The organism is Streptomyces sp. NPDC126497 (assembly GCF_040302425.1).
Lineage (GTDB): Bacteria > Actinomycetota > Actinomycetes > Streptomycetales > Streptomycetaceae > Streptomyces.
This window is the reverse complement of the sequence record NZ_JBEORT010000145.1, coordinates 1-13839: the sequence shown is the minus strand read 5'-3', so window position 1 is coordinate 13839 and position 13839 is coordinate 1. Positions and strand designations below refer to the sequence as shown.

Sequence of the window (13839 nt, the reverse complement as noted above, 5' to 3'; positions counted from 1 at the left end):
GCCAACGCGGAGCGTTGGCAACTGACGACAACGCGGCAGATGCGCGTGCCAAGCCCCGCGACGCCGACATGATCCAAACGAGAGGCCCTAGGACGTGGCCGGGCCAGGGGCGTCGCCGTCGGTGGGCGGCGCGTCCTCCGGGCCGGTCGGCAGCGGGTCGGCGGGTGTCGGGCCGTCCGTCGCGGGGTCCGGGTCCGGCGAGGACGAGGGGTCGTCCGGCGTGGACTCCGGGGGTGCCGTGGGCGTGGGGTCCGGGCCGGACGACGGCGGAGGAGGGTCGCCGGGCGTGCCCGGGTGGGCGGTGCCCGGGCCGCCGGGGTGGCCGGAGGACGGGCCGCCGTCCAGGGCCGGCGGGACGGGACCGCGGCCGTGGACGGTCACGACGGAACCGGCGGGCGAGACCGCGACGGTCGCGCTCCAGGGGCCGGACGGCTCGCGCAGGTGGTCGACGTACACCTCGACGGTCACCGACTCGCCGGGCGCGAGCGTCCCCGACGACCGGCTGGGACAGAGCCAGGCCGCCTCCGTCGACACGGACCAGCGGACCGGTCCGGAGCCCGTCGCGGTCAGGGTGATCAGCGTGGTGTCGCCGCTGTGGCCGGCCGTGACGTCCAGCGCGGCGGCACCCCCGGCCCCGGCTCCGGCGGCGCTCACGACCTCCACGGACACGTCCGGCCCGCCGTCCCCGCCGAATCCCGCTCCGGACCGGGTGCTCGCGTTGCCGGTGTTCTCGTAGCCGCCCGTCCCCTCGCCGCCGAGGTCCACGGGGCCGCCGTCCTGCCGCGCGGAGGCCGGACGGCCGTCCTGGGCCTCGCCCACGGGGGTGCCCCGGTAGGCGGCCCACAGCGCGAGCACCGGCGCGGCGACGACGGTGACGACGACCGTCGTCGTGACCGCACGCGCGCGCAGCCGCTCCCTGCGCGCGACGCGGTCCTTGGGGTCCATCGGGAAGCCGTGCCGGTCGAAGCGGGGAGCGGCGCCGCGCGCGCGTGAGTGGTGCGCCATGGCCGCGTGCAGGGCCGCGGCGGGGGCCGGGAGGACGGGCAGCACGTCCGGTGCGGCGCTGGTGCCCGGCCAGCGGCCCGGGACGGCCCGCCCGGCGCTGCGGCGGCAGCGCGGGCAGTCGTCGACGTGCCGGACGAGCTCACGGCGCAGGGTCGCGCTGAGTACGAGCCGGCGGTCGCCGGTGAGATGCGCCACGCCCGGACAGGCGCCGGTCCCGACGACGGCGAGCGCCGCACGGGTGCGCTCCACCTCGCAGGCCGCGGCGGCGAGCAGCGCGTGCGCGGCGGCCGGCTGCATGCCGAGCACGGCGGCGACCTCGTGGGCGGCGAGGTGGTGGCGCACCGCGAGTTCGAGCGCCTCGCGCTGCTCCGGCGTGGTGCCGGCGGCCTCCGGCCAGGCCAGCTCGGCCAGTTCGCGGCGGCGCCGCTCCCGGACCTCCGCGGAGACGGCCGGGACGGTGACGGGCCCGGTCGCCCGCCGCCGCCCGGCGCGGCCCACGGCGTGGGCGGCCCGGCGTTCCCGCCGGGTCTCGGCCAGGGCGCGCAGACACGCCCAGCGGGCCAGCGCGTACAGCCAGGCCCGGCGGCTCCCCGGCTCGTCGGGGACGCGCCGGCCGCGGCGTTCCGCGAGCACGAGGGCGTCGGCCAGGGCGGCGGTCGCCGCGTCGTGGTCGCACAGCACGGACAGGCAGTAGGTGAAGAGGCCGTCCAGATGGGGCTCGTAGGGGGCGGCCGGCCGCTGGGCCAGCGTGCGCGCGGCGCCGTGGTCACGCACTTCCCGGTGCGTCCGGTGCGCTCCGGTCATACGGGTCGGGGTCTCCGGGCCACTGCTCGTCATCCGGCGACCGTAGGCGGCGCGGGACGGCGCCTCCCGGAGCCCTGCGCACTTTTAATCCGTACGGGTGAAACGATCCCTCTATCGGGGAAAGGAACCTTTCGCTTCCCGGCTCCGGCGGGCCCTCCCGGCCGCGTCCGCCGTCGCGGGACGGGGCCGCCCGGGCCGGACCGGGGTCCGGGGCGGGGCGGCCCCGGGGAGGGCGGGCACCACCCGTTGTCAGTGCGTGCGGTTACCTTTTCCGCATGGCTGCCCGTACCAAGAGCTCCAAGGACCGACCGTCCTACCGCTGCACCGAGTGCGGCTGGCAGACGGCCAAGTGGCTCGGCCGCTGCCCCGAGTGCCAGGCCTGGGGGACGGTCGAGGAGTACGGCGCGCCCGCGGTCCGTACGACGACGCCCGGGCGGGTCACCACCTCCGCCCTGCCCATCGGCCAGGTCGACGGCCGACAGGCCACCGCCCGTTCCACCGGCGTGCCCGAGCTGGACCGGGTGCTCGGCGGCGGACTGGTGCCCGGCGCGGTGGTGCTGGTCGCGGGCGAGCCGGGCGTGGGCAAGTCCACGCTGCTGCTGGACGTGGCGGCCAAGGCGGCGAGCGAGGAGCACCGCACGCTGTACGTCACGGGTGAGGAGTCCGCGAGCCAGGTCCGGCTGCGCGCCGACCGCATCCACGCCATCGACGACCACCTGTACCTCGCCGCCGAGACGGACCTGTCCGCCGTCCTCGGCCACCTGGACGCGGTGAAGCCGTCCCTGCTGATCATGGACTCGGTGCAGACGGTGGCGTCCCCGGAGATCGACGGCGCCCCCGGCGGCATGGCCCAGGTCCGCGAGGTGGCCGGCGCGCTGATCCGCGCCTCCAAGGACCGCGGGATGTCCACGCTCCTGGTGGGCCACGTCACCAAGGACGGCGCGATCGCCGGCCCTCGCCTGCTGGAGCACCTGGTGGACGTCGTCCTGCACTTCGAGGGCGACCGGCACGCGCGCCTGCGCCTGGTGCGCGGCGTGAAGAACCGCTACGGCACGACGGACGAGGTCGGCTGCTTCGAGCTGCACGACGAGGGCATCACGGGCCTGGCGGACCCGAGCGGACTCTTCCTGACCCGGCGTGACGAACCGGTCCCGGGCACCTGTCTGACCGTCACCCTGGAGGGCCGCCGGCCCCTGGTCGCCGAGGTGCAGGCGCTCACGGTCGACTCGCAGATCCCCTCGCCCCGGCGCACCACGTCCGGTCTGGAGACCTCGCGGGTGTCGATGATGCTGGCGGTGCTGGAACAGCGGGGGCGCATCAGCGCCTTGGGCAAGAGGGACATCTACTCCGCGACGGTCGGCGGGGTCAAGCTCTCGGAGCCGGCCGCGGACCTGGCCGTGGCGCTGGCGCTGGCGTCGGCGGCGAGCGACACCCCGCTGCCGAAGAACCTGGTCGCGATCGGCGAGGTGGGTCTGGCCGGTGAGGTGAGACGGGTCACGGGCGTCCAGCGCAGGCTCGCCGAGGCGCACCGCCTGGGCTTCACTCACGCCCTGGTCCCGGCCGATCCGGGCAAGGTACCGCCGGGCATGAAGGTGCTGGAAGTGGCGGACATGGGGGAGGCGCTGCGGGTCCTCCCGCGCTCCCGTCGGCGAGAGGCCCCGCGGGACGAGGAGGACCGCCGGTAGACTTTGCCCAGGTCTCGCCCGTCCGTACGAACCGAGTGCGGCTGGGGTCTCTCGTTCGGAACGGGCCGGAGCGGGGAGCGTGCCGGGGCACGCGAGCCGGTCCCGTTCCGAACGAGAGGCCCTGAACGGGGGCGCCCAGAACCTGCGACCGGAGGAGTGCAGTGGCAGCCAACGACCGGGCAGCAGCTCCCGGAAAGTCCGGTGGGAGTGCCGGTTCCGATGGCCTGATGCGCGCCTCGCTGAGCGCCGTGGCGCCCGGCACCAGCCTGCGTGACGGCCTGGAGCGCGTGCTCCGCGGCAACACCGGCGGCCTCATCGTGCTCGGTTCCGACAAGACCGTCGAGACGCTGTGCAGCGGCGGCTTCGTGCTGGACGTCGAGTTCACCGCGACCCGGCTGCGCGAACTGTGCAAGCTGGACGGCGGCATCGTGCTGTCGTCCGACCTGTCCAAGATCCTGCGGGCGGGCGTCCAGCTCGTACCGGACCCCACCATCCCCACCGAGGAGACCGGCACCCGGCACCGCACGGCCGACCGCGTCTCCAAGCAGGTCGGCTTCCCCGTCGTCTCGGTCTCCCAGTCGATGCGCCTGATCGCGCTGTACGTCGACGGCCACCGCCGGGTCCTCGAGGACTCCGCGGCGATCCTGTCCCGCGCCAACCAGGCGCTCGCCACCCTGGAGCGCTACAAGCTCCGTCTCGACGAGGTCGCCGGCACGCTCTCGGCGCTGGAGATCGAGGACCTGGTGACCGTCCGGGACGTCTCGGCGGTCGCGCAGCGGCTGGAGATGGTGCGCCGCATCGCCACCGAAATCGCCGAATACGTGGTCGAACTGGGCACCGACGGACGTCTCCTCGCCCTCCAGCTGGACGAGTTGATCGCGGGCGTGGAACCGGAGCGCGAGCTGATCGTGCGGGACTACGTGCCCGAGCCGACCGCCAAGCGCTCCCGCACGGTCGACGAGGCCCTGCACGAACTGGACGCGCTTCCCCAGGCGGAGCTGCTGGAACTGTCGACGGTGGCCCGCGCCCTGGGCTACACGGGCTCCCCGGAGACCCTCGACTCGGCGGTGTCGCCGCGCGGCTTCCGGCTGCTGGCGAAGGTGCCGAGGCTCCCCCGGGCGATCATCGACCGCCTGGTGGAGCACTTCGGCGGGCTGCAGAAGCTGCTCGCCGCGAGCGTGGACGACCTGCAGACGGTGGACGGGGTCGGCGAGGCGCGGGCGCGGAGCGTGCGCGAGGGGCTGTCGCGGCTGGCGGAGAGCTCGATCCTCGAGCGGTACGTCTGAGGGAGCCCCCGGCCGTCGCGGGGCGGGGTGGGCTTCGCCCACCCGCGTTCGCGGGGCGCCTCCCAGGCCTTCGGGGCACCGAGAGGGGGCGCGACTGTCCGCAGCCGGGTCAGTCCGCCTTCAGCACGAACGACGTCCGCACCTTCTCGAAGCCCGGCGCCTTCGCCTCCACCAGGTAGGTTCCCGCATCGGCCGTCCCGGCCTCCGGCGTCGCGCACTCCGGCGCACTCGCCTTGCGGTCCCACTTCACGGTGTAGGTGATGCTGTCCTCCGCCGGCACCCGGAACACCAGGCTCCGTGCCCCCTTCGGGCAGTCGTCCGACGCCCAGAACGCGTCGTCACCGCTCGCCGGGGTGATCGTCAACACCATCTCGTCCGGCCCGAGATCGACCTTGCACGCGCTGCCCGAGGTGTTCCGCGCGGTGAGCAGGAACGTGGGCGTCTGCCCCGGCGCATAGGCGTTGCGGGAGCTGCGCAGGCTGAACTTCACCGCATTCGCCGTGCAGTTGGGCAGCGAGGATCCCGATCCGGCCGGCAGCGCGTCACCCGCGCCGACCCCGGCCGCCGCACCGCCCCCGGAGCCGCCTCCCGAGCCGCCGCCCGAGCCGCCGTCGGCGCCACCGGAGTCCGCCGGGTCGCCGTCGGACCCGCCGTCACCGGACCCGGACGACGAACCGCCCGAGCCACCGGAACCGCCCGACCCGCCCGACCCGCCGGAACCGTCGGATCCGCCGTCCCCCGACTCGTCGCGTCCGCCCGGCGCCTGACTGATCGCCGGGCCCGAACCCGACGGTCCGGGAGTGATGGACGGCGCGGGATTCTTGCCGTTGGCACCGTTGTCGCCGTCGCCGCCGCTCCCGCCGCCGGAGACCACCACCCAGGTGATCAACAGCGCCAACAGGGCGAGTACGGACAGCAGTACGGCCCTCCGACGCCAGTAGATGGTGGAGGGAAGCGGCCCGACCGGATTGCGCAGAGATCCCACGGCGCAAACTGTACGAGAGATCGGCGCGTTCGCCTGTCCCACCCGCCGCTCCGCACACAACTTTTCCGGATCATCATCCCGGTAACCGCCCTGCCACCCCTGCCGTTCGTCAGGTACGACACACGACGATCGCGGGGTGTGACCGTATCGGCGCCTCGCCTACCGTGCGTGACCATGGACTTCGTGGACAGCGGGCTCTACCGCGACATCACCGACCACGCCCACGACGCCCCCGCGTGGGTGCGGCACACGGCCGAGATCGGGACGGAGGCCGGACTGCTGGTGTTCGTCGCGCTGTTCGCGGCCGGCTGGTGGCGGGCACGGCACTCCGACGCCCGCGCGTTCGCGATCGCGGTCCTTGCACCTCTGGCCACGGCTGTGGCGTACGTGTGCAGTGAGGCGCTCAAGTCCCTGGTGACGGAGGAGCGTCCGTGCCGGGCGGTCGCCGGTGCCGCCCCGTCGTTGGCGGAGTGCCCGCCGCACGGCGACTGGTCGTTCCCGAGCAACCACGCCACGATCGCGGGGGCCTCGGCCCTCGCGCTGGTCCTGGTCCGGCGCGCCCTCGTCCGGCTGACCGTCCCGCTGGCCCTGCTCATGGCGTTCTCCCGGGTGTTCGTCGGCGTGCACTACCCGCACGACGTGGCCGCGGGCCTGTTGCTGGGCGCGGTCGTCGCCCTCGCCGTCGTACGCCTGGCCGTGCGTCCGGCGGTCCGGCTCGCAAAGGCGGTGCGCGCCTCGTCGGCGCCCGCCGCGCGGTGGCTCACCGGGCCGGGTCCGAGGACCGCCGCCCGCGCGGTGCCGCAGCACGCCGCGCACCGGCGCCGCTGAGCGGCTTCAGCGCGCCACCAGGCCCGCCTCGTGGGCGACGATCGCCGCCTGTACACGATTGCGCACGCCGAGCCGGTCGAGGACCGCGCTGACGTACGCCTTCACCGTGCCCTCGACGAGATGCAGCCGGGCGGCGATCTCCGGGTTGGACAGTCCGGCCCCGACCAGGCCGAGGACCTCGCGTTCGCGCGGGCTCAGCACCGCCACGCGCGCCCGCGCCTCGGCCTCCCGGGCGAGCCGGCCGCCGCCGTCGGTTCCGCCGAGGCCCTCGATGACGTACCGGGCCACCTTGGGCGACAGGAAGGCCGCGCCGCCCGCCACCGCCCGTACGCCCGCGATGAGTTCGTAGGGGTCCCCGGACTTCAGCAGGAAGCCGGTGGCGCCGCCGCCCAGGGCGCGGGCGACGTAGGCGCGTTCGGAGAACGTGGTCAGCATGGCGACGGCCGTGCCGGGGACGGTGCGGACGATCTCCCCGGCCGCCGCGAGTCCGTCCAGGCGGGGCATGCGGACGTCGAGCAGCGCCACGTCGGGGCGGTGCGCCCGGGCCAGTTCGACGGCCTCGCGGCCGTCGCCCGCCTCGGCGACCACCTCCGTCTCGCCGCTGCTCCCCAGGATGGCGCGCACCCCGGCGCGCACCATCGCCTCGTCGTCGGCCAGCAGGACCCGGATCACGGTGCGAACTCCTCGTACTCCTCCCGCGCTTCGCCGGCCGTGCCGACGCGCGGGATCACGTTCTTGGCGGCCAGGCGGCCCTCGGCGTCGAAGCAGAGCCGGAAGTGGTCGACGGAGACGAAGAGCTCGCCGCTCGCACGGTAGTAGCGGCAGTCGGTGCCTTCGGGCGGTGCGGGCGCGCGCTCCGCCGGCGGGTCCTGGACGTGCCGGTCCGGCAGTACCCGCGCGAGGTCCGCGAGCGGGGTGCCCGGGCGCAGACCGGCGTAGGCGGCGGGCTCCAGCACCGCGTGCGTCTCGGTGTACGCGTACCAGCCGAAGGCCGCGCCGACCAGGACCACGCCCGCGCCGGCGGCGGCGCCCAGACCGGCGGCGACGCGGCGGCGGGCACGGGTGAAGGGGGCGGAGGCGGGGCGGGGCGCCGCGGGCGCCGCGGCGGCCTGTGCGGGGACGTGTGCCCGGACGCGGAACCCGCCGGCGTGCGGGCCCGCCTCGAAGGCGCCGCCGACCGCGGTGACGGCGGCGCGCAGTCCGCGCAGTCCCGAACCGCCTCCGGGGGCCGGGGTCCCCTTCGCGACCGGGGGTCCGTTGGTGACGGTGACGGTCGCTCCCCGCCCGTCGTCCCCCGTCACCGCCACGACGACGGGGGCGCCCGGTGCGTGCCGTGCCGCGTTGGTCAGCGCCTCCCTGGTGACCCGGTGCAGCAGCCGCCCGGCGACCCCGCCGGGCGCCACGGCCGTGCCCCGTCCACCGGTCTCCCAGCGCACCGGCAGTCCCGACTCGGCGGCGCGGGCGACGAGTCGCTCGACGTCCTCACCGGCCGGGGCGAGTGGTGCGGGCTCGTCGTCGTCCTCCCGCAGGACGCCGATGATGCGGTGCAGCCGCTCGGTGGCGTCGGCGGCGGCCGTGCGCAGGTCGGCCGCGGCGGCCCGGTGGTGGCCGGGGAGGTCGGGGGCGACCTGGAGGGCGCCCGCGCGCAGGGCGATCAGGCTCAGCTCGTGCCCCAGGGAGTCGTGCATGTCCTGGGCGATCCTGGCCCGCTCGCGCAGCCGGGTGCGTTCCTCGGTGAGGCGTCGCTCCTCCTCCAGGCGGGCCGCCCGCAGCCAGCCCGCCGCGGTGAGCGCGCGGCTCTGCCGCCAGTAGCGTCCGCCGAGCCAGGGGAGGACACCGCCGAAGAGCAGGGTGCCGGTCAGGACCAGCCACTCGGGGACCGGATCGGGGCCCACCAGCGCGATCCGCACGGTTCCGGCGCAGCCGACGGCGGCGAAGCACAGCGCGGCGGGGGCCGTGCGGGGCGCCCGCAGTCCCAGCAGGAGGGCGAACACCGCGAGGGCCGGACCGTAGGAGACGCTGAACAGCGCGGGCGTGGCGGCCAGGCCCAGCGCGGCCGTCAGCCCGAAGGCGACCGCCGGCCGGCGCCGGGCCGCGGCGGTGGCGGCGGCGAGCACGGCGAGTCCGGCGAGCCGCTGCGGCAGCGGACGCGGCTCGTTCAGCCCGAGCCGGTCGGCACAGACCGCCGGCAGCGCGAGGGCCGCCCAGAGCAGGCAGCCCGCGCCGAGCGCGGCGGGACGGACACGTTCCATGCCGCCGACGCTACAAGCGGACGGGGGTGCGGCACCGCTGTCGATCGTCAGGTGTGCCGTCACCCCGCGGGAGGCCCCCGCCGTGGCGCTCCCCCCGCGGGCGGGGCCCGGCGTGGGAGGATCGAAGGGCCATGACTGCTCCCACCAAGCCCCCGTACGGCGGCACCACCGATTCCGCGTCCGAGCGTGCTCCCGGTGAGCCGCTGCACTCCCCCGTCATCGACTGGTTCGACGAGCACGCCCGGGACCTGCCGTGGCGGCGTCCGGAGGCCGGCGCGTGGGGGGTGATGGTCAGTGAGTTCATGCTGCAGCAGACCCCGGTGAACCGGGTCCTGCCCGTCTACGAGCAGTGGCTGGCCCGCTGGCCGCGCCCCGCCGACCTCGCCGCCGAGGCGCCCGGTGAGGCGGTCCGCGCCTGGGGCCGGCTCGGCTACCCGCGCCGCGCGCTCCGGCTGCACGGCGCCGCCGTCGCCATAACGGAGCGGCACGGCGGCGACGTACCGGCCGACCACGCCCAGCTGCTGGCGCTGCCCGGCATCGGGGAGTACACGGCGGCGGCGGTGGCGTCGTTCGCGTACGGGCAGCGGCACGCGGTGCTGGACACCAATGTGCGCCGGGTGTTCGCCCGCGCGGTCACCGGCACGCAGTACCCGCCGAACGCCACCACCGCCGCCGAGCGCCGGCTGGCCCGCGCGCTGCTGCCCGAGGACGCGTCGACCGCCGCGCGGTGGGCCGCCGCCTCCATGGAGCTGGGCGCGCTGGTGTGCACGGCGAAGAACGAGGCGTGCCACCGCTGCCCGATCGCCGCGCAGTGCGCCTGGCGGCTGGCGGGCAAGCCGGCCCACGACGGTCCGCCGCGCCGGGGCCAGACGTACGCGGGCACGGACCGCCAGGTCCGCGGCCGGCTGCTGGCCGTGCTGCGGGAGGCGCACGGACCGGTGCCGCAGAGCGCGCTGGACCGGGTGTGGCACGAGCCGGTGCAGCGTGCCCGCGCGCTGGACGGTCTGGTCTCCGACGGTCTGGTGGAGCCGCTGCCGGGCGGCCTGTACCGGCTGCCGATGACCTGACGCCGGGCACGGCCGGCTCCCGCGCACGCCTGCCCCCGGACACGGCCGCCGCACACCCGCCCCCGGCCGGGCATACCGTCCGACACCCGCCCCAACCGTCCGTCCGCTTTACCCACTTCCTCCTTCCGTTACACAACCGACGGACAGCCGAGGGATTCCCGCAGGCTTCCTCGCACAGCGCCGTGACAACGCCTCCGTACCGTCGATCACGTGCTCGAGACGGGCACGACGACCAGGGATCACAGGCGGTACAACCGGCCCGCGCGGGCGGGCCGGGACGGGGAGCGGGAGGCGGTTCACCATGGCGCAGGACACGGGGCGGGGCGAGGTGCTCGGGTTCGAGGAGTACGTCCGCACCCGGCAGGACGCGCTGCTGCGCAGCGCCCGCCGCCTGGTTCCGGACCCCGTCGACGCGCAGGACCTGCTGCAGACCGCGCTGGCCCGGACGTACGGCCGCTGGGAGACCATCGAGGACAAGCGGCTGGCCGACGCCTATCTGCGCCGGGTCATGATCAATACGCGGACGGAGTGGTGGCGGGCCCGCAAGCTGGAGGAGGTGCCCACCGAGCAGCTCCCGGACGCCTGTGTGGACGACGCCACCGAGCAGCACGCCGACCGCGCCCTGCTGATGGACGTCCTGAAGGTCCTCGCCCCGAAGCAGCGCAGCGTCGTGGTGCTGCGACACTGGGAGCAGATGTCCACGGAGGAGACGGCCGCCGCCCTCGGCATGTCGGCCGGAACGGTCAAGAGCACCCTGCACCGGGCGCTCGCCCGGCTCCGCGAGGAGCTTCAGGCGCGTGATCTGGACGCCCGCGCACTGGAGCGTGAGGAGCGGGAGCGTTGCGCGGCCTGATCGGCGCGGGACCCTCGTGGGTCCGGAGCACCGCCCGGGCGGCGAGCACGGCGACGGCCGTGTTCGCCGCCGTCGTCCTGTTCGCCGCCGGCTGCGGCACCGGCGGCACCGGCGCTCGGGACGAGGGACCGGCGCACGCGGACTCCGTGGCGAGCGCCCCCGCCGCGGCGGCGTCGGCCAGGCCCTCGCGGACCCCCGACCGGGTGGACGCGGTCCGGCTGGTCAAGGCCGACCCGGCGGTCTCGGCGGAGGTCAAGCGGGATCTGAAGCCGTGCGTGGCCGACGAGTACCCGGTCGACGTGAGCTACGGCAACCTCACCCGGGGGGCCGTCGACGACGTCGTCGTCAATGTGCTGACCTGCGGGGACGCGGTGGGTGTCGGCTCCTACGTGTACCGCGAGCAGGGCGGCTCGTACGTGAACGTGTTCTCGGCCGAGGAGCCCCCGGTGTACGCGGAGATCGACCGCGGGGACCTGGTGGTGACCCATCAGGTGTACGAGCGGGGCGACCCGGTGTCGAGCCCGTCCGGCGAGAACGTGATCACGTACCGCTGGGGTCCGGGCCGGTTCACCGAGAAGTACCGCACGCACAACGACTACGGGCAGGTGGCCGGCACGGAGCCGTCACCGGCGCCCGCCGGCTGAGACACGGCTCACGGCGTGAACCGGCGGGGCCGCCCGGACCGATGAACGGGTGAACCCTCCGCGCGGCCCCCGCGTCCGTGGAGTGGACGAGACAGACACGCGCGCACCGAGCCGCGATCACACGAGGACTGAGAGCACCGGGATGGCAGACCAGACCCACGTCCTGTTCGTCGAGGACGACGACGTCATCCGCGAGGCCACCCAGCTCACCCTGGAGCGGGACGGCTTCGCGGTCACCGCGAAGCCCGACGGGCTGTCGGGCCTGGAGGCGTTCCGCACGGACCGTCCCGACATCGCGCTGCTCGACGTGATGGTGCCCGGACTCGACGGGGTCAGCCTGTGCCGGCGGATCCGGGACGAGTCGACGGTGCCGGTGATCATGCTGTCGGCACGGGCCGACGCCATCGACGTGGTGCTGGGCCTGGAGGCGGGCGCCGACGACTACGTGACCAAGCCGTTCGACAGTGCCGTGCTCGTGGCCCGGATCCGTGCGGTGATGCGCCGCTTCGGGCGCGCGAGCGGCGGCCGGGACGAGGCGGCGGGGCCGGGCGACGGGGGTGTGCTGGCCTTCGGCGAGCTGGAGGTCGACACCGGGGGCATGGAGGTGCGCCGGGCGGGCGAGCCGGTGGCGCTGACGCCGACCGAGATGCGGCTGCTGCTGGAGTTCTCCGCGGCGCCGGGCACCGTGCTCTCCCGCGACAAGCTGCTGGAACGGGTGTGGGAGTACGGCTGGGGCGGTGACACGCGGGTCGTCGACGTCCATGTGCAGCGGTTGCGTACGAAGATCGGCCAGGACCGCATCGAGACGGTCCGCGGCTTCGGCTACAAACTGAAGGCCTGAGAGAAGCGATGCGGGGGTACTTCCGGCGCCTGGTGGCGGCGTCCGTCGGCCGGGCGGGCATAGGGACGGGTCTGCGGTGGAAGCTCAGCGCCGCCATCGCGCTGGTCGGGGCGCTGGTGGCGGTCGCGCTGAGTCTGGTCGTGCACAACGCGGCCCGGGTGTCGATGCTGGACAACGCGCGTGACCTGGCGGACGAGCGCATCATGATCGCCCAGCGCAACTACGAGCTGTCGGGGCGGCTGAACTTCCCCAACACCAAGATCGACGATCCGGAGCTGCCGAAGGAGCTGCGGGGGAAGGTCGAGGGGGGCCGGCGGGCGACCTACGTGGCCGACCGGCCGGGCGGGGCTCCGGACATCTGGGCGGCGGTGCCGCTGAAGAACGGGCACGTGATGTCCCTGCACTCCGGTTTCACCGACCGCAGCTCGGACATCCTCAAGGACCTCGACCAGGCCCTGGTGATCGGTTCCATCGCGGTCGTGCTGGGGGGCAGCGCGCTCGGGGTGCTCATCGGCGGGCACCTGTCGCGGCGGCTGCGGAAGGCCGCCACGGCCGCCAACCGGGTCGCGGGGGGCGAGACGGACGTCCGGGTGCGCGAGGCCATCGGCGGGGTGGTGCGGGACGAGACCGACGACCTGGCCAGCGCGGTGGACGCCATGGCGGACGCGCTGCGGCAGCGGCTGGAGGCCGAGCGCCGGGTCACCGCCGACATCGCGCACGAGCTGCGCACCCCGGTGACCGGTCTGCTCACCGCCGCCGAGCTGCTGCCGCCGGGCCGGCCGACCGAGCTGGTGCTGGACCGGGCCAAGGCGATGCGCACCCTCGTCGAGGACGTCCTGGAGGTGGCCCGGCTGGACAGCGCCTCCGAGCGGGCCGAGCTGCAGGACATCCTGCTGGGCGAGTTCGTCGTCCGGCGAGTGCGGGCGAAGGACCCGGACGTCACGGTGCGCGTGGTGCACGAGTCGGAGGTCACCACCGACCCGCGGCGCCTGGAGCGCGTGCTGTTCAACCTGCTCACCAACGCCGCCCGGCACGGCAGGCCGCCCATCGAGGTGACCGTCGAGGGCCGGGTCCTGCGGGTCCGCGACCACGGGCCGGGCTTCCCCGAGGCCCTGCTCGCCGAGGGGCCGAGCCGCTTTCGCACCGGCAGCGCCGACCGGGCCGGCCGCGGCCACGGGCTGGGCCTGACCATCGCGGCCGGGCAGGCCCGGGTCATGGGCGCGCGGCTGACCTTCCGCAACGTACGGCCGGCGGGGGCGCCGGACGACGTACCGGCCGAGGGTGCGGTCGCCGTGCTGTGGCTGCCCGAGCACGCGCCGACGAACACCGGGAGCTATCCGATGCCGGCGCACTGACCGGGCACGCGTGCTCCTCCCGGCGCCGGGCGGTTGTCGGGGCGCCTCCGCGTCCCGCCCGGTGCGGCGGCGCTCCGAGCGGGCCCGCGGGACGCTGCTCTCCCCCCGCGGGCGGGAGGCGCCCCGTGCCGGACCCCTCCGGATGCGAGGTAAGAATGGTCATCCAAGATAGTGCAATGTTGACTGCTGAGTACGTGAGCCAAGTAAACATGAGACGGATCGGGAAGTCCGCAG

12 protein-coding genes are annotated in these 13839 nt (G+C 75.2%); 8 read left to right on the top strand and 4 right to left on the bottom strand.

Annotated features, from left to right (window positions below; all coding sequences use genetic code 11):
- Positions 1-87: 87 nt before the first annotated feature.
- Complete coding sequence (locus tag ABTY20_RS33295) at positions 88-1842, bottom strand: BACON domain-containing protein (RefSeq protein ID WP_352000880.1); 1755 nt, start codon at positions 1840-1842, stop codon at positions 88-90.
- A 242-nt stretch (positions 1843-2084) separates the two neighbouring features.
- Between ABTY20_RS33295 and radA the strand changes: the two genes are divergently transcribed.
- On the top strand, positions 2085-3494 hold the full coding sequence (gene radA, locus ABTY20_RS33290) for a DNA repair protein RadA (protein WP_352000879.1): 1410 nt from the start codon (positions 2085-2087) through the stop codon (positions 3492-3494).
- 161 nt (positions 3495-3655) lie between these two features.
- Positions 3656-4780 (top strand): DNA integrity scanning diadenylate cyclase DisA, encoded by a 1125-nt coding sequence (disA, locus tag ABTY20_RS33285; RefSeq protein ID WP_190101175.1) that lies wholly within the window; start codon positions 3656-3658, stop codon positions 4778-4780.
- 109 nt (positions 4781-4889) lie between these two features.
- Here the strand turns inward: disA and ABTY20_RS33280 are convergent, their stop codons facing one another.
- The gene (locus tag ABTY20_RS33280) at positions 4890-5765 is read right to left on the bottom strand and encodes a hypothetical protein (protein WP_352000881.1); all 876 of its coding nucleotides are present in this window, start codon (positions 5763-5765) and stop codon (positions 4890-4892) included.
- A 174-nt stretch (positions 5766-5939) separates the two neighbouring features.
- Between ABTY20_RS33280 and ABTY20_RS33275 the strand changes: the two genes are divergently transcribed.
- Positions 5940-6593, top strand: coding sequence for a phosphatase PAP2 family protein (locus ABTY20_RS33275; RefSeq protein ID WP_352000878.1), 654 nt, complete (start codon positions 5940-5942; stop codon positions 6591-6593).
- Positions 6594-6599: 6 nt separating this feature from the next.
- On the opposite strand, the gene ABTY20_RS33270 is transcribed toward ABTY20_RS33275, so the two are convergent.
- Both ABTY20_RS33270 and ABTY20_RS33265 read right to left on the bottom strand, forming a co-directional pair.
- A complete protein-coding gene (locus tag ABTY20_RS33270; RefSeq protein ID WP_352000877.1) occupies positions 6600-7265 on the bottom strand; it encodes a response regulator transcription factor in 666 nt (221 codons plus the stop codon).
- Positions 7262-8845, bottom strand: coding sequence for a sensor histidine kinase (locus tag ABTY20_RS33265; protein WP_352000876.1), 1584 nt, complete (start codon positions 8843-8845; stop codon positions 7262-7264). The genes ABTY20_RS33270 and ABTY20_RS33265 overlap by 4 nt, the downstream gene beginning before the upstream one ends.
- 131 nt (positions 8846-8976) lie before the next feature.
- On the opposite strand from ABTY20_RS33265, the gene ABTY20_RS33260 reads away from it, so the two are divergent.
- From ABTY20_RS33260 to cseC, 5 genes are all read left to right on the top strand, one after another.
- A complete protein-coding gene (locus ABTY20_RS33260; RefSeq protein ID WP_352000875.1) occupies positions 8977-9912 on the top strand; it encodes an iron-sulfur binding domain-containing protein in 936 nt (311 codons plus the stop codon).
- Positions 9913-10213: 301 nt separating this feature from the next.
- Complete coding sequence (locus ABTY20_RS33255; protein ID WP_352000874.1) at positions 10214-10765, top strand: SigE family RNA polymerase sigma factor; 552 nt, start codon at positions 10214-10216, stop codon at positions 10763-10765.
- Positions 10753-11409, top strand: a complete 657-nt coding sequence (locus ABTY20_RS33250; RefSeq protein ID WP_352000873.1) for a hypothetical protein — start codon at positions 10753-10755, stop codon at positions 11407-11409. Before ABTY20_RS33255 ends, ABTY20_RS33250 begins: the two co-directional genes overlap by 13 nt.
- Positions 11410-11551: 142 nt before the next feature.
- Entirely contained in the window at positions 11552-12250 is a 699-nt protein-coding gene (gene cseB / locus ABTY20_RS33245) for a two-component system response regulator CseB (protein ID WP_352000872.1), read from the top strand.
- Positions 12251-12258: 8 nt separating this feature from the next.
- Positions 12259-13605, top strand: coding sequence for a two-component system sensor histidine kinase CseC (gene cseC, locus ABTY20_RS33240; RefSeq protein WP_352000871.1), 1347 nt, complete (start codon positions 12259-12261; stop codon positions 13603-13605).
- Positions 13606-13839: the final 234 nt, after the last annotated feature.

Coding starts and splice junctions, on each gene's coding strand:
- ABTY20_RS33295 (WP_352000880.1), bottom strand. CDS start 1,842: ATGACGAGCAGTGGCCCGGAGACCCCGACCCGTATGACCGGAGCGCAC.
- radA (WP_352000879.1), top strand. CDS start 2,085: ATGGCTGCCCGTACCAAGAGCTCCAAGGACCGACCGTCCTACCGCTGC.
- ABTY20_RS33275 (WP_352000878.1), top strand. CDS start 5,940: ATGGACTTCGTGGACAGCGGGCTCTACCGCGACATCACCGACCACGCC.
- ABTY20_RS33265 (WP_352000876.1), bottom strand. CDS start 8,845: ATGGAACGTGTCCGTCCCGCCGCGCTCGGCGCGGGCTGCCTGCTCTGG.
- ABTY20_RS33260 (WP_352000875.1), top strand. CDS start 8,977: ATGACTGCTCCCACCAAGCCCCCGTACGGCGGCACCACCGATTCCGCG.
- ABTY20_RS33255 (WP_352000874.1), top strand. CDS start 10,214: ATGGCGCAGGACACGGGGCGGGGCGAGGTGCTCGGGTTCGAGGAGTAC.
- cseB (WP_352000872.1), top strand. CDS start 11,552: ATGGCAGACCAGACCCACGTCCTGTTCGTCGAGGACGACGACGTCATC.
- cseC (WP_352000871.1), top strand. CDS start 12,259: ATGCGGGGGTACTTCCGGCGCCTGGTGGCGGCGTCCGTCGGCCGGGCG.